Consider the following 26,115-nt stretch of genomic DNA (forward strand, 5'->3'; position numbering starts at 1 on the left):
ATTCTATCGGCATTGTAGCGGATATCCCCAGGGGGTGCAATTGAATTTCGACAATTTTCTTTGTTTATTTTTTGTTTATTGTAATCTTGTATAATTCGGGTGCGTGATATGTCGAAAGAACTTAATAGAAGCATCAAAAGACCTATCTTTACGCAACTATGGACTTATGGAGTGGTGAGCATGGAGAGGAAAATCACAACGGCGTTTTTGCGGAACTTAATGGTTGGGGTAACGGTCTTGCTGCTCATGATTGTGAGTGTGAGCGGGTATAGAGAACCTTCGATTGCTCATGCAGAAGGGAGTACGCAAACCAAGGCGCTTTTTGGAGCCGAAAAGGTCTATTCCTCGGCAGCCCAAGCGGTTTTCTATCTGAAAGCGTATCGAAAGGACGGCACACTTAAGACCGTGGGCAGCGGTTCCCTGATCGGGAACGGACAAGCGCTCACAGCCGCACATGTTGTGAAGGATGCGGTTTCGTATGAGGCGGTGTTCGAAGATGGCTCTGTGCAGAAACTCAGGGTTCTTGGTGCTGACGAAGATACCGATGTGGCGCTCCTGTCTGTAAAAGATACTGCAAAACGTCCGGTACTTGCATTGTCTGATGATAAACCTTCCGCGAGACATGGGGAGCGGTCGTTTGCGATTGGTTATCCGCTTAAGGATGGCAAGATCATCACGGAGGGCATCGTTAATGCTCCAACGGCTGAGGTGAACGACGTCATTCGCCTGTTGACATCCGCGCAAGTATCACCAGGCATGTCAGGTGGCCCGTTGCTGAACGAGGAGGGGCGTGTCATCGGACTCATCTCCGGCTCATTTCGCACCATGAATGGCATCCATATTTGTGTGACGGTAGAAGATATACGCAAGCTTTTGAAGTAATCGAATACATAACGGGGAAAAGGGGAATTTCTGCATGTTCAAAAAGTTAGGAATCTGCTTGCTAGCCGTACTGATTACGCTAACATCGGTTAGTTGGCCACAGATGGGCACGGTTTTCGCAGCAGCAGGCTACCAGGATATTTGGATACCAAACGGTGGCGGAAAAATCATAAATCAGAAAGATATGTCCTCCTGGAACAACAATATCGATAAGATGGAAGCGAACAGTTTTGGTATCTTTGCTTCTGACGCGCCGGGAACATCGGTGAAGAAGGATCGGGGCGACTCAGTGACTGCGGGAAGCGTCAAAATAAATGATGGAGGTCAAATAAATCTCAAAATTTCAGTTGCTGCCAATCCGACACTTAAACGCTTGGCCCAAGGTGGGCAAGCCAAAATGCTCCTCAAGATTGGGTCTGTGGAGACTGTTTTCCCAAAATTCATCAGGGGGCCAATCTATGTAAATATTAACGGTGTTGAAAAATATAGAACAGATACGTATTCTTCTGCAAATTCTTCATGGATTTCCTTCGATTCTGACGATATGATCGATATCCAAATCGGTTATGGAGGATTGATTGTCAGAGCTGATGACATCGAACTTTATTTCGCGGACATTACACCACCTACCTATAATGGCAACACATTCACACATAACGGAGTGGTTCGGTTCAATGCCGATCCGGCTGTGCAGAAGAATGAATTGTTCCTGAAGCAGGGCAGTTCTATGAATTTGGCGCTGAATTTTAGTGAGCCAGTATTTCCTTCGGACGCAGAGAATGCTTCGGAGCGAGTTGATGGCAAATTCAGCTTCATGCGAACCGAACTGTTCAGTAATCCAGGTGGAGACGGATTTGAACCTTCTACCTATTATCTGACAAGTGCAGACAATGGTTATGGTGATTTTGTTTTAGGTGGATTGGATCGGAACACTCAAGCACGATCCACTTTTAATTTCCGTTATCAGGCTACACTGAATGATAGTACGGGAAATATTCCGATTGATCCGAAACGTCTCAGCGCACCATCGGAGGCAGATCGTCCAACCTTTCTGGAACGAATGAATGCGGCTGGCTTCGTCGATGGGGCAGGAAATCCGGTTGCAGCCTTTAACGGAATCGGGACGATTCCTTTTGCGGATAACGCACAGCCCGGCGGTACCTTCCGAACGATTATCGACGCACGCGTACCCCAGTACTCCGGATCTCGCAACGGCGTGCAACCAGAGGTACTGACAGGGCTTGTTCTGAACAAGGGCGATGTTGTTGATTTTACGGTGTATCTCAACGAGCAGGTCATCAGTGCATTTAAACCCACCGAGGATACCAGACTCAAATTCGCCAACGGATTGACAGCGGCCTATGTCAGTGGTCAGAACACCAATACATGGACATTCCGCATGACTGTGCCAGACGGCAAAAGTATTGAAACATCGCTGCTGGAGACCGCTGCACTGGAGCATGCCAGCAATCCTGGAGACGGGAAGGCACTAACAGATTACGCTGGTAACGTGCTCGTTGAACCGGTCAAGAAGATCGCTTGGGCGGATCTGTCTGTGGACAATACGGCACCTGAAGTGAATTTTGTTTACGAAAATCAGGATGGAGAAGTTATTCCCGAAGGTCAGTACGTGGGGGATGGTTCATTTACCATTCAGGCGTTTGATCCGGATCTGAACGGTCAGCCGAGCAAAGGTTTGTTCCGCCCAGGCAACGGTTCAGGACTAGTATACTACGTGTTGAATCAGAGCCAGGCTGATCCTTTTGCAGGGAAAAATGATCACTTTGCAGCCGTGAAACGATACTCGCTCGCACAGAAGCAGCCATCGGACGAACTGTACTCTTCAGGATATGAAGGCGTGACACTGTCAGCGGGCCAGAACGGTACCAAAGTCGAACTGCCGAATAACGGCACACCCCTGAACGGGAACTGGTACTTGCATACATGGACGGCAGACATGACTTGGGATTCGGCCCGTCAGCGGATGCAATATGACAAAGGAAGCACAGAACGTGCAGCCTATCTTGCCCAGCATCCCGATGCAACACCTGCGGAGCTGGAGGAATATTATCGCTCAAATATACTGCCAAACCTTTCGGATTACGGCAATGTTGCGCAATGGCCGTTGTCTGATTACATGCAGGATGATTCCAACTGGTCGTATCATGTAGGCTTGCTCAAGATTGATAACGATGACCCGAACGTTGAGATCGGCAATATTGTAGACAACAACTCGGACAACGTGAAGATCACCGTCAAGGCGGTCGACCCGACATCTTCTATTAAAAATGATAAGGTTCAATATCAGTTTGTAGCGGCTGGCAAAAATGTGGCTGCTTCCGGCTGGCAGGATGCCGCATTGAATGTAGCAGGCGAAGCCGAAATCTCAACCTTGAAAGACCCGGCGATTACCAAAGGCGGCCGTTATGAGCTGCATGTCAAAGCACAGGATGTCGCGGGCCACTCAGCAACGGCTGAACCCAAGGCGGTGGATGTGCTCGTCATCTCTACCAAATTCAAAGCTTACCCGGGTACATATGCGATCAATGACGGACCGGACTTTACGGTAGCGGGTGTTCCAATCGACACCATTGAATACCAGTACACACAAAGCTCCGAGCGGCCTGCGGGCAACAGCAAATGGACTGCTTTTGAAAACGCACCAAAAGAAACGAAGCTGGGTGATGTAGATGCCGAAAAGTACAGCTTCCCTGCCGACAAAACGCTGAATGGCACATGGTACGCTCATGTACGCATAAAACAGCAGGATACAGGACGGTATTACTACTATTATCAGGAATACAAGTTTGATCATTTGCCTCCGAATGTAAAATTTGGTTCACAAGGTTACTTGTATCCGATGCCGGAGCAATCCGTGCAGATCGATGTATCCGATACACTGGTTGACTTTGCCGGTGTGGCTGCGAAGAACATTCGTTACCAATGGATCAAGGTGGTCGAGGGACAAGAAGAGCAGGAACCGGACCCGGACGGGAAAGGATGGAGCACGTCACCTGCCGATCGCCTTATTACCCTTCAGGTAGATAACAAGAAGGACAACGGCAACTATCGCCTGTATGTACATGCCAGCGACAGTTTGGGGAACAGCAAAATGTTTCATACCACCGGCGTATTCTCCGTCTTTTATTTAAGCAGTGAGCCGCCTGTGGGCAGCGCACGTTTGATTCGGACCGAAGGGCCGGGGGATGACGGATATACAGCGATTATGGAATTAACCGTAGATGTGCCGGCACAGGAAGGGTACTTCTACTCGGTTTCCACCAATGGAGGAGACAACTGGAGTACTTGGCTGCCTTATACGAACTATGTGGGTGTTCCGGTAGACACCGAAGATCCTGGACAGTTAAGATCCAAGGTTCGTGTGAAATTCAAAGGATTCTATGACAACATCAGTGAAATCGTAACACCTGAAATTCAGATTCAGAATGCACCGGCTTATGCACTTGCTTCCCTGGAGCAGATCATGCCGGTTCGCGGCGGAGAGAAAGTTCAGGATGGCGGGCAAAACGAAGGCCAGGACATCGTATTTGATCTGGTAGATGGCAAGACCGTGAAGCCAACGGGTAGTAACCCGGAAATGCCGGAGACGCTGGAGGCGAACAAACGTTTCAAGATTTACCGGAACGGAAGTTATTCTTTTACCGTCAAGGATGGCAGCAGTACGGCAACTGTATTTATCGTCGTTTCCAACTTTGATGACACGCCGCCAGTGGTGAATGTGAAGTATTCCACCATTGCTGCGACGAATGGAACGGTTAAAGTGAGTCTGAAATCCAGCGAACCGATTCGGATCACCAATCTGGCGACATCGTACAAAAACTTCAAAGAAAACGGCGAATTTACATTTGAGTACGAAGATGCGGTTGGTTTCACTGGAAGTATAACCGCTACAGTGACCAATATTGATACAACACCGCCAGAAGCGGATATTACGCTACATTACAATCATCCAGATCTCAAAGCGCTAATCCGTTATGGCAGCGGTACGGCTGTGGTGGACAGTGCAGGGGACGGTTATAACGCGAGCGGGGAATTTACTCATTTTGCAGTCCCGACAACAAGCAATGTGATTGCATCGAATCTGATCGTAGCTCAGGTGTTGCCGAAGGCAGGACAGGTTCCGGACTATCAGGTCGTTTCGAACAGTGCAGGCACCAATCAATCCTCGATTGTGATGACTTCAGGCAGCAAAGCACGTTTCACATTGGCGGATGCAGCCGGGAACAGCGCGAAAATTGAATCCGAAGCGATCTCAACACTGGTCGGTTCTATCCCTGCTGTAGATGAAGTGACGATGGTTCGGGTGGATAACGACGGACAAGTCATCGATGGTAGCAAGCTTGTGCATATTGGGGATCAGGCTTATTCCAAAGGTAAGGTACGTGTAGGTCTGGCGATGCCAGAATCGGCAATTGAGGGCAATGTTATCTATGCTGGAGCAACACCGGTAACAAGTTTTAGCGCCGAGTACGCAACCAATGGCGAACATTCCATCTTGCTCTCAGATCTGCTTGGTAACAAGAGAGAGGTTAAATTCACGATCGAGGGTCTGGATAATACGGCGCCAACGATTCGATTGAACAAAGCCTCCACAACGCTGTTGCAAAATAAACCAGGCTTTGACCTGGCAGCGGATCTGGGTGGTTGGGTCGTGAGTGACAATCTATCTTCGCCAGAGAACATTCAGGTGACGGCTGCAGAATACGTGCTGGAGGGTGGGAAATACGTAGACAAACCGCTGAACCTGACGGTTACGGGAAAACACACCCTGCGTTACACCGCCAAGGATCAGCTCGGTAACGTCAGTTACGCCCTGCAAACGGTATTTGTTCGTTCAAGTGACGGCATGTTTGTGACAGCGAACGGGTTGCCACTGTCGGATACTGAATCGGAAACTGCGATCGTAAATACGGGAGTTATTACGTTTAATGTGAGTAACTTCCGCACAGTTGGCTCCGTGGGCGGAACCAAGCTGGAGAATGAACTTGGCACGTACGACGTGTATTATTTCCCGGGACTGGTGCGGGAAGGACAGCTGAAGTACATCGCGACCAAAGTAACATACAAGGATCTGGTCAGCAAAGACTTCAAAGTAACGCTGCCCAAAGCGGGATGGTACACCATCGTAGTGCAAAATTCAGAGCGCGAACGCGTCTACTCCACACTGCTCGTTAACCGGGCCAATTAGAGAAACGGAAGGGGTTCACCCATGCGACGGAAGAATATCATACGGATGATTGCGGCGATGATGGCTGCAGTAATGTTGATCAGCATGTTGCCGCTCCATATTGCTGCCGCTGCGGTTTCTGCTGCGGGAACAACATCGATCAAGAACGGATTTATTAAAGTAACCGTGGATAATGCAAGTGGCCGCTTCAGTATCCGTACGGAAGACGGACAACCTATCCGTAAAAAAGACAACGGAGTAGACATGATCTTTGGTGGAGATAATCCGGAGACCTCATTTACTACGTTTAAGATTAACGGAGTTGATTTGATCTTCGGAAATCCCTATAAAATGGCACCGAACTGGACCTCGGAGGTAATTCCTCCGAAGGTTGTTACAGGAAATGATGGTACACAAAGTGTCGTTACCGTGTGGACCGTACAAGGGATTCGGATTAGCCAGATTATTACCTTGTTGCTGAAAGAAGACAAGGATCAGGGCGGTAACGCACGTGTCCAGTACGTTGTGGAAAATACAACGAATGCCAAAGTGGAAATCGGCTCGCGTGTATTGCTCGACACATCGGTTGGCGGCAATGACGGACCGGCTTTTCAGATTGGGCAGAACTACTCGGTTCCGCTGACGGTAGAGCGTAAGCTGGTTCATGAGCCGGAGACGCTTGGGTATAACAAAAACATGGACGAGCAGGCCTATAACCTGCACAAACTGCCAGCCTACTGGGTTATGCGAGACAAGCTGGAACCGGGTAATCCGTCTGCAACGAACGTGATTGCCTACGGTTTCAACAACTTGTTTGAGGGCGGCATCAACATTGTTGACGAGATGATCGTTGGACATTGGGCTAATCTAGCCGGCACGAAATGGGATTATGAACCCGACGAGAATTTGGATTATACCCAGGATACGAATAAATATGGCACAGCTGATACAGCTGTAGCTTATTATTGGGAACCTGATGCGGTACAAGCGGGCGGTCAGCACACCTATGAGCTTGTGTACGGATTGGGCGAGATCGTATCGCCGGAGAAAGTGTTCGACGTACGATTCCTTGATCCAACACAGAAGCTGGAGACCAACGAGGATGAGACAGGTTACGTGCGTGATGGTGTGTTTGAAGTCAACACCGAGATCGAGAATCTGGAAATGTTCAGCATGAACCATAGCCAGATTGATGTTACGTTGACCCTGGAGAACGGTTTGAACTTTGTGGATGAGGATGGCAAGGAACTGAACACACGAAGCCAGAAGCTCACGTTCCGCAAAGACGTTCCGCCAGAGCAAGCTGCGCAAGGCGTGGAGTTTATACCATATAAACCGGGCGAAGTGGTTGCGGCCAAGTGGCGGGTAAAGGGAACGGGCAAAGCCTGGCCTTCAACACGCCAATACATGGTGACCGTGAACAGCCCCGAAACGGAGAAAAAGCTGGAGACAACGATCAGTGAGAGCAAGGGGCTTCCTGAAGCGGATATTCGTGCAATCTATGAATCGTCGAGAGCCGGTTTTATTTTCCTGCCACCCGTTGGCGAGCTTCGCAAAACGCTGGTGTACGCTCTGTCACCGGAGGAAACGTTCAGTAAGGATGAGAAGTACATCACGCTGAATGTGTCCAACATTGCGGCATACAATGTCGGTAACGCAGCGACATCGTCCGCAGCTAATTTTGATATGTATCTTGTCAATGTGAAGAACGGGGATCGTTACAAGGTTCCAGTGACCCGCTCCGTGACAACCCAACCGCTCGGAAATGGATTTGCTGGAGATATCAAGCTGATCTATCGCGGTGGTGAAAAGGTGAATCCAGATGGTACAACACTGGAAGTACTGCATGATTCCGTTCTCCCGCTTGGGGAGTACACTGTACAGCTCGATTACAAGGACAAAACGATCCCCGAGCTGGCGGAAGCACTCAGCTTCACAACAAGTCAGACGTTTGCTGTAACGGACAACGAAGAGAATCGGGTTCGTCAGGCAGGCATTCTCGCTGTATATAAAACCAAACTGGATTTGAGCGCAGTTGCGCGTGACAAAGCAGCTTTTGCAGATGTGCTGCCATGGACATATGGCAATCTGACGGATGCACAGTTCAAAACCAGACTTGATCAGGACAGAGCAAGGTTTGTGGCAGCGAAACAGGAGATGGTCGCTGCTTCACGCAAACTTGACCCTGCGCTGGATATTGCTGGAGCATTGGATGCATCAGGAACACCCGTATATGCAGTGGAAACGTTTGAGGATGAGAAAGCGTTCGAAACGTTCAAAGATGGACTGGACGAAGATGCAGAGCAGGAAGTTGTGCTCGAAGTGCGCGGTAAAATCGTGCAGTCCGGTACGGGGGCGAACGCCCAATACACCGTTCAATCGGATACCGAACCGGCAATTTTGAACCAAAGTGTTGCCTACAAAGGTAAAGATCTGACGATCTCCACCGGGAAATTCCCGCTTGCTGATCGGCTGAGAGGGAATACGGACACGCCGTTCTTGCAGGCTCTCTTCGTAGGCGGAGACGGCACGTTAAGTGTGGCGAACAGCGGTTTTGTCTTTCATTCCGGTGAATGGACAGTCGATTTCTATAACGGATTCGACAAGTCGCTTGGAACCGAATCGAAATTGAGCGAAGAAGAGCAAGCATGGGAAGAGGGGCGTAACCCGGAAGACCCGACGCTGAACGGCACGTTGACGTGGGCGAACGGTATGATCGGTGATGCGCTCAATCCTTATCGCACACTGCTTGTATCGTATGTATATTTTAATAAACATACGTTGTTCACCACGCCATCCTTCTCGCTGAACGGGTTTGGCTTGAAGCTGAATGATTTCATATTGAGACAGGATGGCGTTTCTTTTGGCGGTGCGATAAAAATGTTTATCGTCGATGGTGAAGTGAAGAACGTCATGTTCAACAAATCGGGGTTTGTAGGGATCGAATCCGCATTGAAGTTCCAACTGGATAACAGCATTGGTTTGTTCAAGCCAGGCTCGGAAGACAGCATCAAAGGCGGCATCGATGTTACGCATTATAAAGACCCGAATAAATACGGTGTGATGAACTCCTACGGGGTTAACTTTGAAGCCAAGCTGGAGAACTTGTTCTCGATCAGTGCAGAGCTTGCTTTCAAGCGTGTTCCGGATGGACGGATTATTCCTGACGTCATTGCGTTTGGATCAGACCTTCCTGATCCGGGAATTCGTATTAATCCCGCTACGAAAATCTCAAGTTTGCGCGGAGCGGTTCGTGAACTTGCGATGACCATCGCTGGCGGGACAGAGCGTTTGCCGCTCACCCTTGAAGCAGGCATCGACATGGAGATTGGTCAGAAACCTGCCGTTTTCTCGGGTAGCGTGGACCTGACCTTGAAAGCAACAGGTTTCAAAGTAGTCGGCAAACTGGGTTTTGGCGAAGGCAGCAAAGTGATTCCAATGTTGACTGAAGCGCTGATCCAGACACAGTGGGTGAGTCCGATGTTTATTCGTGCCCGTGCGCAGATTGATGTCGGCGGCTGGGATGTAATTGTGGGTAGTGCCAGTCTGTTTATCGGTGAGAATCTGGAAAAGGGCCGTGTTGATTTTGAAGGCATGGTCAGTTCCAAAATACAGGTGCCACGTTCGGTGCCGGTTGTCGGCGGCATGGGCTTTGGTGTCCGGGCGGGAGCTAACAACGACCAGTTGTGGGCAGGCATCTCGCTGTTGTTCCTGACGCTGGGCATCAAGTATTATTGGGGCGGCGGAATATCGTTTATGACGGATGGCTCAGCCTTGGACAACGAAGCACTCGCACATCTGGCGATTAACGACCCAGAGCAGGGGCCACGTCTGTTACAGATCGGTACCGGCATTAAAACGCTGGCAACTTCATGGGAAAATGAAGAGCCTGAGCATTATGAGATTCGATATACTGCCATTGAAGACGGCATCGATATGATCGAAGATAGCTCCCAGAACCTTGGTATTGGCGGCATCCGTACTTCCAATGGAGGCAAGACTCATGTTATCCCAATGAACGGAGTAACAGGGGATGCCTTGCTGGAAGTGGAGTATTTTACTACGACCAGACCAACGCTAGCCCTGAAACGGGCTGACGGAAGTACGTACAACATCGTATTTGGTGAAGCAACAGACAAAAATGCAACCGCATTTGAACAGATCATCAAAGCTCCAAAAGAAGGTGATCTCAAGGGTGACGGCACAACCGTAACCAAGAAGGAAGAACAACAAAGCACGGACGTGCGCCGCGTTTATATTGCGATTCCGCAAGAGGATGCAAAAACAGGCAGCTGGACACTAACCTCCAGTCAGTCCGTCAAATCCAAGCTGATGAACATTCCGGTACTCCCGGAACTGAGTTCCACGGCTTTGGAAATGAATCCGCAAGATGCGGATCAATTCACAGCGCACTGGACGGTGGATAAGGCTTCAGCAGGTGATACTGTGGATCTGTATCTATCTTCTGACCGTTTGCAAGCCGCAGTGACACCGGATGAGAAGGTTGATCCGGGCATCATGATCGCCAAAGGCATTGAAATCGAGAGTGCTGACATTGATGCAGATGGCCGTGCCTCTGGTGAGATGACCTTTGACGTGAAGAAAATCCCTTATTTGGGCGGAGCCGATCTTCGCGGTTTGCTGCAACAAGGTAAATATTATTTGCGAACCGAGCTTAAGACGGATATGGCGTTCTCTGTCCTGTCGTCTGAAGAGGCCTACATGCTTGTCGATCCACTGGCCCCGGTGGCCGTGCCATCTGTAGAAACGAAAAGCATTGGTAACGGCATGTTCGAGCTTGCTTTCCCGGCAATGTCTAAAACTGCTGCGGAAGAAGCCGACGAGTTTACGTATATCGTGACTGCATCGGATGAACAAGGACAATTGTATGACCCGTTTGGTGAGGAAGGCTACAATGAATCCGATTTGAAAGCTTCGCTGAAGGATGGCAAATATCATGTGACTGTCGGTGGCTGGAATGCACTGGGTACACCTAAACTGGGACCGGATGGCAAGGTGCTCCGCAATGCAGACGGTACCATTGTGATGGATGATGACGCGAATAAGACGGAAGATAAGAGCGTTCGTCATTCCGGACTGGAGCCGGGTAAAACGTATCGCATGGGCGTTACGGTTGCGCGTAAACCTGCCTCGGATGACAAAGGCAACCTGCATCTGTCCACTACGACGTACAGTGATGGAAAACTTTTGCCTGTACCGACAGGACCGGTTCTCTCATTGAACAATACACAAGTGGTGAATAACAAAGTAGAAGTAGTGACCGGTTCAAATGAAGTAACCGTGAGCGCGGCTGCCAATCAACCTAACGTGGTTGTAGAGGCTTCTACAGATGATGGCGTGCTGGGAACGTACAACCTGAGCACGACGGACAAGATGCAGTTTAACTTTGCAGTGGATGGCTTGTATGCCGTCCAGCTCAAGGCGAGAAACACCAGTACAGGGGACATATCGGTAACGATGTTATATATCACCGTGGATACCACGGCCCCAATGATCTATCTGGATTCACCTTCGCAAGGTGCGCGTGCACAGGGCGGCGCAGCGCTCGTGCAAGGTACGACGATGACCGATGCCCAGATTACCGTAACGGACGCGGATACTGACAAAACATTGGCACAGTTCAAGCCTGACGAAAATGGAGATTTCAAACATGAAGTTCCATTGGACAGCAGTCGTTTGAAAACCCGTTTACGGATCAAAACGGAGGATGCTGCTGGCAATGTCAACTCAGCCGTCGTTGAGGTGTTGAACGGAGATTTCAAACTGCCACGCAGATTGAAAATGATGGTGCCTGAAGGACTTGTTGCAGGCGGAGAGCAAGCACCGGTTCAGACCTATGTGGAGTACACAGATGGCACACGCGAGCTTGTAGACAGCAGCAAAATGACATATAGCATCATTAACGGGGACGCGAATGCAATCTTGGAACAGGGTGGAATGATCACCGGTAAACGTGTCGGGGCTGCACTGATCCAGGCAGATTATAACTGGCAGGGTACCGAACTGAGCACCATGGATGTGGTCTCTGTCGAGGCACCGAAGACGGGAACGGCACCACCGAATTACATGGATACGATTAAAGCATCAACGATTGGCACAGGCAAAAAAGGAGAGACACGTGTGGCGATCAGCGCAGCCGGACACAAAGGGAACATGGCTGGCAGTGAACTGGCGTACCGTATCTTTACGAGTCAAACACAGGTGATGCTGCCTACGTTTGAGCAGGATATCAGCGGGTGGAGCACATTGCCTGCCGATAAAATCATCAAAGCCAAACCAGGCGAATGGGTGGTCATCGCCAAACGTACGGTCAAAGAACCTAAGCTTGTCACGGCAGCTTCCGCAGCTGTGAAAGTCAATGAACGAATCTCGGCGGATGCAGATGTAACGCCAACAGGGAATCATAAACCACCTGCATCCAATATACCTTCAGGCCCGTTAACCGTGGGTGGCATCGTGATCGACAGTAAAGCCGCAGGCCGTGACCTCAAGGCTCCACTGGAACTGAATGGGGTGAAGCAAGAAGGTTTGCTGCTGGTGGACGTTACCCCAGGAGCTAACGGTCCAACGGTTCTTGCTCATCCAGTAAGGGAGGCTTTATTGGAAGCTGCGAAGCAAGATCAGCGAATTCGTCTGCATGTAACGGGTCAGATGGAGAAGCTGCGTTTTGATCTCGATGCCGACCTGATTAAACAGCTCGCTGCCAAAAACATTGCGATGGATCTGGAGAGCGATTGGGGCAGCTATCGACTGAACTGGAAATCACTCGATGTGAAGGCACTGGAAGCATCATTCCCTGGGCAGAAAGCCGAGGATATCAAAGTTAGTATGAATGTTGGGAAGCCTGAAGCGATCTATGAACAACAAGCTGCCAAACTGGCGAAGGAAGGTCGCATCGTACCGAGAGGAACGCCTGTAGCCTTTGATATGATTGCAAGTGATGGAAGCAAAACCGTTGAAATTAACAAGCTTTTGAGCATGACAACGAAAGAACTGAATTTGCCTCAGGGTGAGGATGAGCGTTCGGTTTCCACAGTTGTTGTACTTGAAGCGGACGGCAGTCTGCGTCATGTACCGACGCGTTTTGAAGTCAAAGAAGGACGTATGATTGCGATGGCAAGCAGTATGACTAACAGTGTGTATCTGCCTGTTCATTATGAAGCGTCGTTCCGTGATATGAAAAATCACTGGGCAGCTGAGGCTGTAAATGATCTGGCATCACGTCTGGTGGTGAACGGGGTATCCGCTACAAATTTCGAGCCTGCACGCAGCATGACACGTGCCGAACTTGCAGCACTGATGGTAAGAGCATTCGGTCTGAAGCCGGGTGTGGATGCGGCTCAGGGTGCGGTTGTTCCATTCACAGACGTACATGTGAAGGACTGGTATAACGATGTGGTGACAACGGCGACAACCTACGGCCTGATGACAGGATATAGTAGTAACCGGTTTGGGCCACAGGATGTGATGACACGCGAGCAAGTGATGGTGATGCTGATACGTGCCTATGAGATGGCAGGACATACAGCACCGGCAGCAAGCAGTGCTGTCAGCGCACTTGAAGGGTACACGGATGTATCCAACTTGTCTGGATGGGCCAAAGACAGTGCCGCGCAAGCCGTGAAGCTGGGACTCATTCAAGGCAAATCGGCAACGGAGCTTGAGCCGAAGGCTCCGGTAACCCGTGCCGAGATGGCAACCCTTGTACGCAGATTACTTGTAGAACTGGACTTGATGTAAACAGCTCCTGTACTTCTTCGATATTGAACGTAGCAAGAAGCAATGAGAGCATGCTGTAAGAGACAGAAATAAGTTATGTGAAAAATGATTAATTGGTAATAAGGACGAATCAAAAATCCCGGAAGTCTCTAATGACTTTCGGGATTTTTTTATGTGGTTTAGACCCAGCCTGTAAATGCCAAAATAGAGGCTTTGGCTGATCGGGCTTCCATGTGAGCGCCTGTACGCCAAGCCTTCGGAGACTCACCTATTAATCTGGCGAAGCAGCGGTTGAAGCTGGAAATGGACCTGAACCCGACTTGTTCGGAGATCGAGAGCACGGAGGCATCGGTACTTTTTAATCGTTTGCATGCCTCTTCCACCCGTGTACTGTTTAGGAAATCAAGAGGGGTCGTGCCCATAATCTCATGGAACTTGCGGCGAAAATGGGTGGTGCTTAGATGACACAGTTCTGCAAGCTCGTCAATCGTCACAGGCATCATATAATTCCTCGTGATATATTCCAGAGCAGGGGATATAACGAGATCAGGCTGACGGCTCTGCCTTTCCGGTTCACGCTTCTGTTCTCGCTCCAGCTTCTGCTCTCGACTAAGCCCGTTCTCATCAATGGCATGAATGCGTAGTAACTCAATATACAGCGACATTAACAGTCCATATGCACTCTCTCGATAGAATGGGGTTTGCCGCTGTATTTCCTCCACAATCGATGTCGCCAACATATATACCTTCGGATATTGATCTTTATGTAACACACATCGGCTTGCCTGAATGGCTCGAAGATTGGGCTCCATGTTAATCTGCGGTGTTTTTAATGAATGCTGGAACAGTTCCTCTGGCGAGAAAAAGAGATAGGCCCACTTGCTTGACGTATTAGGTGAACTGTATGTCGTATGGGGCAGATAACGAGGCAAGAATGTAACATCTCCAGCTCGGAAAGGCACGTTTTCTCCTTTGATCTCCATGACACCTCCATCGGAATAACAGATGCCAATCTCCATATGATTATGGAAATGAAGGTGTTCACTCTTCATATCAGAGATTTTCCAGCGCTCCCCGCTGAGTAGCAGAACAGGAAAGTCTATGGGCAGGCTGTAATGGCGGTATTCAATGACAGGTTTTTTCGGTTTGGGCATGTCCGGCTGCTCCTATTCGTCGGATTATAAATGATCGAAATTGCGCAGTTTTGTTACGAATATGCTTAGATGCAGACTATTTTACTGCGTACAATGAAATAAGTAAAGCGTTTACATCACAGGACGGTCACTTCTTAAACTCAATTTAAGGAGTGTGCGCAGGAGAGGGGAAATTACAATGCTGCAAGTGAAATACGACCGTGAACAAATTTTAAACGTTCTTCAAAACGTAACGAGAAAAACACTGGATATGGATTTAACATGGGATTGGCCCTGCGGCGTAGCTTATTACGGAGTATCGAGAGCTTACCAGTCGACAGGTGATTCGGAGATTCTGGACAGGCTTGTGAAGTGGGCGGATGAATATATAGAACTTGGCTTGCCAAGCTGGACCGTGAATACGTGTGCGATGGGGCATGTGCTAATCACGTTATACGAAGAGACGGGCGATCAGAAATATTGGGATATCGCGATGAGCAAAGTGGATTATTTGCAGAATCATGCGCTTCGCTTCGGTGATCGGGTGTTACAGCATACCGTATCGACTTCCAATGATTTTCCCGAACAAGCCTGGGCAGATACACTGTTTATGGCTGCATTTTTCTTGTTGCGGGTGGGCAGTAAGCTGAAGGATGAAGCGATGATCCAGGATGCGCTGAATCAGTATTACTGGCATATCAAATACCTTCAAGATCCGAGCACCGGTCTGTGGTATCACGGTTATAACAACGTAAACAAGGATCATATGTCAGGCTTTTATTGGGGAAGGGCAAATGCGTGGGGGGCTTATACAATGTCACAGGTGAAACCACAGCTCAAAGAGTGGTACTTGTATCCGCAATGTATGGACGTTGAATGTTCTTTGCGCGATCAACTTGCGGCTCTCAAGTTGCTGCAGACGGAAGATGGCTTATGGCGTACTGTGCTGGATGATGCGGAATCTTATGATGAAGTATCTGCATCGTGCGGTATTGCAGCAGCGATGATTAATAACGGCAACCCATTGCATTCGAAATATGTGCAAAAAGCGCTGCAAGGCGTCTTGAGCAATATCAGTGCAGACGGGCGTGTGTTAGGCGTATCCGGCGGAACGGCTGTGATGAAGGATCGCGATGGATACCGCAACATTCCGAAAGATTGGATTCAAGGCTGGGGTCAGGGACTGGCACTGGCATTTCTGTCGGATATGCTGCGACAAGGAGAGTGAACATGTTGCCGAAATCAACCAAAGGCGCTTTCACGTTACCGGGAGAAGCCGGTTATGAAGCGTTGACCCTGGAGCTGGCTGAGCGGTGGGGAGCTGATGTCATAAGGGACAGTGACGGGACAACGTTGTCGGGTGAGATCACTCAGGCCGGATACGGTATTTATTCGACGATCTGTATCATACGGGATCATAATGAGTGGGCATCCATGAACCAGGATAAGCTCCAGCAATGTTTTCTGATTACCCAGCCGAAGGTGGCCGTGCAGGATTATGTCTCCATCTATTTGATGGAGGACTTTTTTGCCGAACAATTCAAGGTGAACGATTCGAAGGAAGCGTTAAAGTATTGGCAGGTAGTTGACAGGACGACGGGGCAGGAAGTGCCGAAGACACAGTGGAATTACGAAAGGGAATCCGGCAACGTGGTCATTACGGGCATCGCCCCTTGGCATAAATACACGGTAAGTTTCATGGTCTATCGCATCTGGGAAGAAATTTCTATGTATAATCACACAACGAACAACTGGGACAAGGAGCATCTGATGCAGATCGACCCGATCTATGCGGACACGCAGGCCTATCTGCTGGATTGGATGGAAAAATGGTGCCTTGCTCACCCCGAAACAACGGTTGTTCGATTCACGTCGCTCTTCTATAATTTTGCCTGGATTTGGGGCAGTGATGAGCGTAACCGCCATCTGTTCTCGGATTGGGGCTCTTACGATTTCACGGTGAGTTCAAGAGGGCTTGATTTATTTGCTGAAAAATATGGCTACGCACTCACAGCAGAGGATTTTGTGAATGGCGGAAAGTACCAGGTCAGCCATATGCCTGCGGGGCAGCGAAAGCTGGACTGGATGGCATTTATCAATGATTTTGTCATTGATTTTGGCAAAAAATTGATTGATATCGTGCATCGCCATGGCAAGCTGGCTTATGTTTTCTATGATGACAGCTGGGTGGGCATGGAGCCGTACAACGACCGCTTTGAAGAGTTCGGCTTCGATGGCATGATCAAATGTGTGTTCTCTGGCTATGAGGCCAGAATGTGTTCACGCGTCAAGGCTGAAACACATGAAATTCGCTTGCATCCTTATCTGTTCCCTGTCGGGTTAGGTGGATTACCTACCTTCAAGGAGGAAGGGAACCCAACGCTTGATGCCAAAAACTACTGGATTAACATCCGGCGCGCGTTGTTGCGCGAGAAAATCGACCGGATTGGCCTGGGCGGATACCTGCATTTGGTAGAGCCTTATCCTGATTTTGTGGAATATATCGAGAAGGTCGCAGATGAGTTCAGGGAGATCAAAGCATTGCACCAGGCAGGTAAACCTGCGCAGCTTCAAACGCGTGTGGCTGTGCTTCATAGCTGGGGCCGATTGAGATCCTGGACGTTGTCGGGACATTTTCATGAGACTTACATGCATGACTTGATTCATGTGAATGAGGCGTTAGCCGGGTTGCCGGTTGATGTACGCTTTATTGATTTTGAAGATATTCGCCAAGGCGTGCTGAACGAGGTGGATGTCGTCATTAATGCTGGAAGAGCCGGTTCTGCATGGAGCGGTGGTGAGCACTGGAATGACACGGCTTGTGTGGATCAGCTCACCCGTTGGGTGCACGAAGGAGGCACATTTATTGGCATCAACCAGCCGTCGGCTGTGGAAGGTTATGATACCTTTTTCCGAATGGCTCATGTGCTTGGGGTGGATGAGGATACAGGTGCGCGTGTAGTGCATGGAAAATGGGCCTATGATGTGCAGGATCGGCATGAGCTTGTGCCAGAAGGTGCAACAGTGAAAGGCAAACCGCATCGTTATCTGACCGATGGAACGGCCGAGGTGGTGCTGGAAACGGAAGGGAACCTTGCGCTGACTGTACATACTTTTGGCAAAGGAAAAGGAATTTATCTCTCTTCGTTTGAATTTAATTGGTCGAATGCCAGACTGCTGCTGAATCTGATCCGTTTCGCCGGTAATGAACAACACAACGATAAGTATATTACGGATAATGTATATACGGAGTGTGCGTATTATCCCGAGAGCGGCAAGCTGGTTGTGATCAACAACAGTGATCAGGCGCAGAAGACGACGATTGACACGGAGCAGGGGATGCAGAGCTTTGATATCGCTCCATTTGATACCATCATCACCCGAATTGGGGCGCAGGCATCGGTGTAACATCAGCTACTTTGCATATTGTACTCCCATTGAATCGATCGTGAAAATGATTAGTCCCGATACAAAAAAAGCTCATGACCTGTAGCACATACGCTATAAGTCTTGGGCTTTTTGTGGCGCCAACACATTTTGCGTTAAGTATTAAATGTTGCATGTATGGACACACGGCCTCATGTGCTAGACTAATAAAAAGTTATGTCAAAACTTGAAGCTATGTATAGCGCGAGTTGATTTTAATTACTATGGGACTAAACGGATTCAGTTTACACTTTAACGGAGAGGACAGAAAAAAACTGAAAAAGCGAAGCGGTCGCCTTTATCACCGGATTTTTTCCTTGAAAGAGGGAATCGAAAAAAATCTGGGGATAACAGCGATTAGAAGGATTTTCTGTCATCGGAGTGTCCGTGTAAACTTAATCCTTCCAAAGGAGCTGCTCACATGAATGTAAACGAGGTTATGCAAGAGCTTGAGGCTCTGGGCAAAGAACGTACAAAAAAGATCTATATATCTAACGGTGCGCATGAACCCTTGTTTGGAGTTGCGACAGGGGCGATGAAACCGATGGCGAAGCAAATCAAGAAAAATCAGCCGCTTGCTGAGCAATTGTATGCAACAGGCAACTATGATGCCATGTACTTTGCAGGTGTGATTGCTGACCCGAAAGCGATGACCCACGCCGATTTTGATCGCTGGATGGATGCGGCGTATTTCTACATGGTGTCCGATTATATCGTTGCTGTAACTTTAGCGGAGACGGATATTGCCCAGGAAGTTGCAGACACCTGGATTGCGAGCGGAGAAGAGTTGCGAATGTCCGGCGGATGGAGTTGTTATTGCTGGCTTTTAGGTAGCCGTAAAGATAACGAGTTTGAGGAAAGTAAACTTAGACAGATGCTTGAGCAGGTAGAACAAACGATACACAGTGCGCCTGAACGTGCAAAAATAGCCATGAATCTATTTATCTACACTGTCGCTATGTCATATGTTCCGTTGCATGAGCTAGCGGTGGAAACGGCCAAAAGGGTTGGGCCACTTGAAGTTGGTCTGGACAAGCCGAAAAGCAAGCAGATCAGTGCTTCCGATAATATTCAAAAGGCACTGGACCGCAATCAGCTTGGTTTTAAACGCAAATATGTAAGATGTTAGTCCGAAACGTGTATTCCATTATCATCATGGCTCGTTATAATGGTGGTAATGGATGACACGGGTGGGGGAGACAACAACGACATGAAACGCAACTTAAAGTGTAAGCGTATTCAGTTACTGGATGATTGGAGTCTTAGAACGAAGTTATACATAATGTTTATTTTTTGTGTGCTGATTCCTGTGGTGGCGACCAATGCGGTATTTTATCAAAGCATCAAAGGACAGATTGAAGCCAAAGAACAGAGCCGGATCAACGAAATGCAGCAACGGATTCGCTTTAATCTGCGGAACAGCCTGGATAACAGCCTGTACGTATCCAATTTTTTATATACGGATGCTACGCTGAATCGGTTTATGGAGTCCAAATACAACAATCAAGAAGACTATTATTTTGCATATTATGATATGCTGAGCGGCAACAATCTGGTTCGCTATTATTACAGCTATCAGCAAGTGAATCAGGTGACGTTTTACGTAGATAACGATACGTTTGTGAATGGCGGCAACTTTATCAAGCTGAATGATGACATAAGGAAAAGTGAATGGTATCAGGCGCTCATGAATACAGACGACCAGATGATGATTTATTCCTATTTTGACAAGCAGCAGGCAGAGATGTCGCAAAACCAAGGCGGCCGTAAGGTTAGCATAATACGTAAACTCAATTATTTTGGGAAACAACAGGTAGAGAAAGTATTGAAGGTAGATCTCGACTACGCCTTCATTAACAAATCGTTCAAAAATGAGGGAGCGGGCGGCAAAATCTATATCGTTTCGAATGATCGGATTATTTTCTCCAATGATGCACAGATGAATCAGGCAAGGAAGCCGTTCCATCTCATGTCTGGCATGTCGAAGGATGAGGGACAGTCCACAGAATCGATTCCTGTCGTATCGGAAAATTGGCAGATTATTGTGCGTGGAGAGAAGCTGGATTTTCTGACGGAGATCGTGGATTCCAGATTCAATCTGCTTCTGCTGATTATTGTTAATCTGCTGGTACCAACACTACTTATCTGGCTTATTTCCAGATCCCTTGTTCACAGGGTAGGCCGAATTGCAACGCATCTGGATCAAGTTAAACAGGAGCAATTCGAGGTCATTGCAGAACCTGCGGGAAAGGATGAGATCGGTAGCTTAACCCATAGTTACAATATGATGGTCATCAAAATCAGGAATCTGATCGAGATCGTATTTAAAGGACAGGTCGAACGGCAGGCGCTTGAACTTTCCAAGAAACAGGCGGAATTAAAGGCGCTACAGAGTCAGGTCAATCCACACTTTATGTTTAATACACTAGAAACCATTCGCATGCGGAGTCTGATCAAGGATGAACATGAGACCTCTGATATCATTCAGAAGCTGGCATTGCTGCTCAGGCAAACGATTAATTGGGGCAATGATCTCGTAAGCATTCAAGATGAGATTCGTTTTGTCGAAAGTTATCTGGTGATCCAGCAATATCGGTTTGGCGAGAAGTTACAGTTCGTTATTGACGTTACCGATGCTGAGATATTGGAGATGAAGATTCCGAAGCTGACCGTGTTAACGTTTGTCGAAAATGCTTGTATCCATGGTATTGAAGGCGGCTTGAATGATGGAGTCGTGGAAGTCAGATTCCAGAAGTATAACGAGCAACTACATATTGTGATCCAAGATACCGGAGTTGGCATGGAGAAGGACAAACTGGAACTCATTCGAACGATGTTGCTTGATCCGAGTCTGGAACGGCTTAGCGAACTGAGCAGCATTGGAGTGATGAATGCATATATTCGGCTTCGAATGTATTTCGATGAACGTGTGCAAGTAAGCATTGACAGTGAAAGGTACAAGGGGACTACGATTCGCATACAAATTCCGCTTGTACAAGCATCTCAGGGATAAGGAGCGAGAATATGATCAACGTGCTGATTGTGGACGATGAGCCATTTATTCGCCAAGGACTGATTTTGCTGATCGATTGGAATTCACTTGGGTTTCAAGTTTGTGGTCAGGCCTCTAATGGGGTGCAGGCACTCGAATGTATCCGTAGAATGCGGCCCGACCTCGTCATATCCGACATTAAAATGCCGGAAATGGATGGCATGCAACTTGCCAAAATCATCTATGAACAATACGGCGGCGAGATGAAGATGGTGTTACTTAGCGGTTTCTATGAGTTTGAGTACGCCAAACAAGCGATCAAATATCAGGTGAACGATTATATACTTAAACCGATCGTGAAGGATGAGTTGTTGCAAGTGCTGGAGGCCTTCCGCAAGGCTTTCATGGAAAGAACAGAAGAAAAGCGGCATCAGGAAAAACAGGAACATATCGTTATGACTCAACAGGTACAATCGATTTTGCTTGGAACGGCAGATGAAGATACACTCGCCAGTATCCAGGTCTCATATGGGGATGTAACGACGAAGTTGCGATGCTTGATGATTGAAACGGAATCGGAGCGAGAACAACAGCAGAACGATGGAAGTCTGCTCGTGGAAGCCCATATTAATCAGAATCATGCAGGCTATGTCCTGAAATCTTTTACAGGTGAGAAAAACCGAGTGCTGCATATTGTGACCGACCTGTTGCTGAAGCGTGAGGCATTATCACTGGAACAATACGTCACAAGGCTGTATACAGAGCTAAGTCAGATACAGGGTGCATCCATAGCCATCTATGTCGGCAAGGAAGTGCACAGGCTGGAGGAACTGCACGAGTCCTATTATTCTTGCGGTAAGATCAAAAGTTTACGTTTCTTTAGCGCATATGGGCCGATTTATTATTTTGAGCATATGGATACAAGCGTATTCACCAATCAACCTGCTGGACGGGAAAAGCAACTCTTCGACGGACTAATTCAGGCAATCGAGGAGCAACGGATCGAAGATATACGCGGTCATGCGCAGGCTATTTTTCATTTTTTTCTGGAGCAGCGGATCGAGCCGGGCATCGTGGGCATTCATCTTCATTATTTGGCGTACACGTTGCTTGGACTGGTGAACAGGGACGATACAGATCTGAATTCAGATGAGCAATGGATGCAGTCCACATTTTTGCAGACGAACTATGCCATGCTGTCCATGGAAGAGAATATCGAGAATCTGAGTGACTTTTCGTACACATGTGCAGAGAAGCTGAAAGAGCGGCAGAAATGGAATGCAATGGGCGTGCTGGGCCGAGTCGAGGCGTATATTCATGAGCATTATATGGAAAATATTAGCTTAAAGCTGCTCGGAGAGCATTTTTTCATGAACAGTGCATATCTCGGACAGATTTTCAAAAAGCATTACGGCGTGAGTTTCAGTGATTACCTGAATCAGATTCGTATTGACGAGGCCATTCGATTGTTGCGCAGAACGGATTATAGAGTCTATGAGATCGCAACGAAGGTAGGATATCGGGACTCCGATTATTTCATTAACCGGTTTGAGAAAATCAAGGGAGAGACGCCTGCCCAGTATCGAAAAAGGGCACAAACGATGCATACTTCGGATTCATCATCCTGCACACCTTGAGGGGGAGCAGGATTTTTTGCATATCTGGAATTATTGGGATGAGGTCTATAATTTGTCCCGTTGAGCAGGACAGATAACAATGATAATTTTAAATCAGCCTTTGGAAAGCGCTTTCTAAAGAGCGTCTCTCAACATACTTCGCTGGAGGGGTCATGATGAAAAAGGATGTCAGAAAAAGATTAAGGCAGCTCATTCTGCTGACGTTGATGTTTACGGTTGTGCTCGCTGGTTGTACACCGGGGGGATCCAAATCGGAAGAAAAGACGGCAGACGGCAAGGAACTGAAGCAGTTTTCCGCATTTTTTGCTGTACCAGGCAAGCTCGCACCTGATGATAACCGGGTGATGAAGGCTATTGAGGAAAAAACAGGTGTGCGGGTCACGATGGACTGGCTTACCGGTCAAACCGCCAAAGAACGGATCGGGGTCATGATTGCAGGTGGTGAATATCCAGACTTTATTGATGGAAGTGATGGTACACAGCAGTTAGTATCGGCGGGTGCGCTTGTGCCACTTGAAGACTACATCGACAAATATCCGAATATCAAAAACTATCTTGGTGACAATTGGAAGAAAATGAAGAATTCAACGGATGGTCATATCTACTTCATTCCGCAATTCGGAAATTTACAGGGTGAGTCCATGAAAGTATCCCATGATGGGGAAGCGTTCTGGATTCAAAAAGCAGTGTTGGAATGGGCCAACTACCCAACGATCAAAACGCTGGATCAGTACTTCGACTTGATCGAAAAGTACAAAGCGGCGAATCCAACGATTAACGGCCAGCCGACCATCGGATTCGAGATCATTTCTTACGACTGGCGTTACTTCGCCTTGGAGAACCCGCCGCTGTTCCTGGCCGGCTATCCGAATGAAGGAGCCGCAATTGTTGATAAGGCTACGTTAACAGCGAAAAACTACAATACGATTCCGGAAGCCAAGGCTTATTTTAAAAAGATCAATGAGGTCTACAACAAAGGGCTTGTTGACAACGAGACGTTCACAGCCAACTACGATCAGTACATTTCCAAAATTTCAACGGGACGCGTACTGGGAATGGTCGATCAGGGATGGCAGTTCCTCGATGCAGAGGCTTCTCTGGTCAAACAAAAGCTGTATGAAAGAACCTATGTACCACTGTCCATTACGTTGTCCGAAGATGTAAAAGGCCGTTATCAGCATAAGCCGATTCTGAACGTCAACGGCGGACTTGCGATCACGAAGAGCTGTAAGGATGTGGAGGGAGCACTTCAATACATTAACGACCTGCTTGATCCAGAGACGGAAGTTCTGAGAACGTGGGGACAGAAAGATGTGGATTATCAGGTGGATGACAAAGGTGTATTCTCCCGTAACGAGGAGCAACGCGCCAATTCGAAAGATCCGGACTGGGTACTCGCCAACACCGGAAGCCCGCTGGTCTATTTCCCTCACCATGAAGGCATGACAGCAGACGGTAAAAATGCGATGGACCCGAAAGAACAGCCTGAAGAATACCTTGCCACTTTGAATGACATTGATAAAAAAGTACTCAAGGCTTACGGATACACCAAATTTACGGATTTCCTGGAGCCTGCAGAAGAGAACGAACCTTGGTTCCCGATCTATACGTTCAATTTTGAACCGAATAAACCAGAAACCATCGCCAGACAGAAGATGGACGATGTGAAGCGCAAATGGTTGCCTAAAGTGATCATGACTTCACCGGCAGAGTTCGATCAGGCGTGGGAAGAATATCAATCCACACTGAAAGAAAGTGCGGATATCAAAGCGTATGAGGATGCACTCACGGAAGAGGTGCGCAGACGTGTAGAGCTGTGGGGTTAAACAGGTGAAACAGATGCAAGTAGTGAGACAGGTTATACGATAAGAAGCAAGATAAGCAATACGATAAGCCTTACGAAAAGTACTGCGGTAAGAGAAATATGACAAATAGCATGATAAGTGGTGTGAAGAGTAATACGAGAAGCGGTATCAGGAGGTAATAGCTAAGGTCAAGGCAGAGAGGCTATGGGATATCCTGTAGCCTTTCTTAATCCAGACATAGAGTGTACCCATTGGACAGGAATGGATTCGAAATCATCCGAATCCCGGTTCGGATGATATAGATAAAACTCGGAATCAAGGAGAGAGAAAAGCATGGCTAAAAAGGAGTTGCAGTCCTCGGTCAACACCAGTCATATTCCTTCGGGAAAAAGCTGGATCGGGTATAACTTGTCCAGAATGAAAAGTCAGCGCCAATTGATGTGGATGTCATTCCCCTTCATTGCGTTTATTGCAATTTTTGCGTATGGGCCTCTATGGGGCTGGCTAATGGCTTTTCAGAATTATAGACCGGGCATTGGTTTTATGGAGCAGGATTGGGTGGGACTGGATCATTTCCGAACATTATTCACAGACCCGACCTTCTTGCGTGTCATTCGTAACACACTGGCGATGAGTCTGATTAGTCTGTTTCTTGGATTTGCCGGTTCAATTGGTCTGGCACTCTTACTCAACGAACTAAGGATGGTTTTATTTAAACGTGTCGTGCAGACTGTTTCTTATCTTCCGCACTTTCTATCATGGATCATCGTAACGGGCATTGTTGCGAATGTATTGTCAACGGAAAACGGGATTGTGAATGTGCTGATGACCAAGCTGGGGCTGATTGATGCACCGATCAATTTTTTTGCCGAACCCAAGTATTTCTGGGGGATTGTGGGTCTGTCCAGTATGTGGAAAGAGATCGGCTGGGGCACGATTATTTATCTTGCATCCATGGCGTCCATTAATCCAAGTCTGTATGAGGCAGCATCCATTGATGGAGCAGGTCGTTTCCGCAAAATGTGGAATGTCACACTGCCGAGCATCAAACCAACCATCATTATCCTGCTGATTATTAACGTGGGTAACGTACTGAATGCAGGCTTTGAGATTCAATATTTGCTGGGGAACGGACTGGTGCAGGATGTATCCGAGACGATTGATATTTTTGTCCTTAAATACGGGATTAATCTTGGAAACTACTCACTTGCCACCGCGGCAGGAATCTTCAAAAGTGTGGTCAGTCTGGTGCTCATCTTTATCGCCAACGGGATTGCCAAATCTCTTGGGGAAGAGCGGTTGATATGATAAG

At 48.0% G+C, this 26,115-nt stretch carries 11 protein-coding genes; 10 read left to right on the forward strand and 1 reads right to left on the reverse strand.

Annotated elements, in window-relative coordinates:
- Window positions 1-180 precede the first annotated feature (180 nt).
- The 3 genes from M3629_RS23540 to M3629_RS23550 are packed head-to-tail and all read left to right on the forward strand — an operon-like array spanning window position 181 to window position 13,831.
- Window positions 181-882, forward strand: a complete 702-nt coding sequence (locus M3629_RS23540; RefSeq protein ID WP_251510790.1) for a S1 family peptidase — start codon at window positions 181-183, stop codon at window positions 880-882.
- Window positions 883-916: 34 nt separating this feature from the next.
- The gene (locus M3629_RS23545; protein ID WP_251510792.1) at window positions 917-6,091 is read left to right on the forward strand and encodes a hypothetical protein; all 5,175 of its coding nucleotides are present in this window, start codon (window positions 917-919) and stop codon (window positions 6,089-6,091) included.
- Between the two features lie 21 nt (window positions 6,092-6,112).
- Window positions 6,113-13,831, forward strand: coding sequence for an S-layer homology domain-containing protein (locus M3629_RS23550; RefSeq protein ID WP_251510795.1), 7,719 nt, complete (start codon window positions 6,113-6,115; stop codon window positions 13,829-13,831).
- A 158-nt stretch (window positions 13,832-13,989) separates the two neighbouring features.
- Here the strand turns inward: M3629_RS23550 and M3629_RS23555 are convergent, their stop codons facing one another.
- A complete protein-coding gene (locus tag M3629_RS23555) occupies window positions 13,990-14,964 on the reverse strand; it encodes a helix-turn-helix domain-containing protein (protein WP_251510797.1) in 975 nt (324 codons plus the stop codon).
- 178 nt (window positions 14,965-15,142) lie between these two features.
- Here M3629_RS23555 and M3629_RS23560 point away from each other — a divergent pair, with 178 nt between their 5' ends.
- The 7 genes from M3629_RS23560 (at window position 15,143) to M3629_RS23590 (ending at window position 26,111) form a co-directional block, all read left to right on the forward strand.
- Window positions 15,143-16,171 carry a glycoside hydrolase family 88/105 protein gene (locus M3629_RS23560; RefSeq protein WP_251510799.1) on the forward strand — a complete coding sequence of 343 codons (1,029 nt, stop codon included), beginning with the start codon at window positions 15,143-15,145 and terminating at the stop codon, window positions 16,169-16,171.
- Between the two features lie 2 nt (window positions 16,172-16,173).
- Entirely contained in the window at window positions 16,174-18,351 is a 2,178-nt protein-coding gene (gene gnpA / locus M3629_RS23565; protein ID WP_251510800.1) for a 1,3-beta-galactosyl-N-acetylhexosamine phosphorylase, read from the forward strand.
- Between the two features lie 439 nt (window positions 18,352-18,790).
- Window positions 18,791-19,498, forward strand: coding sequence for a DNA alkylation repair protein (locus M3629_RS23570; RefSeq protein WP_251510802.1), 708 nt, complete (start codon window positions 18,791-18,793; stop codon window positions 19,496-19,498).
- An 81-nt stretch (window positions 19,499-19,579) separates the two neighbouring features.
- A complete protein-coding gene (locus M3629_RS23575; RefSeq protein ID WP_251510804.1) occupies window positions 19,580-21,382 on the forward strand; it encodes a sensor histidine kinase in 1,803 nt (600 codons plus the stop codon).
- Window positions 21,383-21,393: 11 nt separating this feature from the next.
- Window positions 21,394-22,998, forward strand: a complete 1,605-nt coding sequence (locus M3629_RS23580) for a response regulator transcription factor (protein ID WP_251510806.1) — start codon at window positions 21,394-21,396, stop codon at window positions 22,996-22,998.
- Between the two features lie 152 nt (window positions 22,999-23,150).
- Window positions 23,151-24,824, forward strand: a complete 1,674-nt coding sequence (locus M3629_RS23585) for an extracellular solute-binding protein (RefSeq protein WP_251510808.1) — start codon at window positions 23,151-23,153, stop codon at window positions 24,822-24,824.
- Window positions 24,825-25,136: 312 nt separating this feature from the next.
- Window positions 25,137-26,111 (forward strand): ABC transporter permease, encoded by a 975-nt coding sequence (locus M3629_RS23590; protein WP_251510810.1) that lies wholly within the window; start codon window positions 25,137-25,139, stop codon window positions 26,109-26,111.
- The last annotated feature ends 4 nt before the right edge of the window (window positions 26,112-26,115 follow it).

The organism is Paenibacillus polysaccharolyticus, from assembly GCF_023714295.1.
Taxonomy (GTDB): domain Bacteria; phylum Bacillota; class Bacilli; order Paenibacillales; family Paenibacillaceae; genus Paenibacillus; species Paenibacillus polysaccharolyticus_A.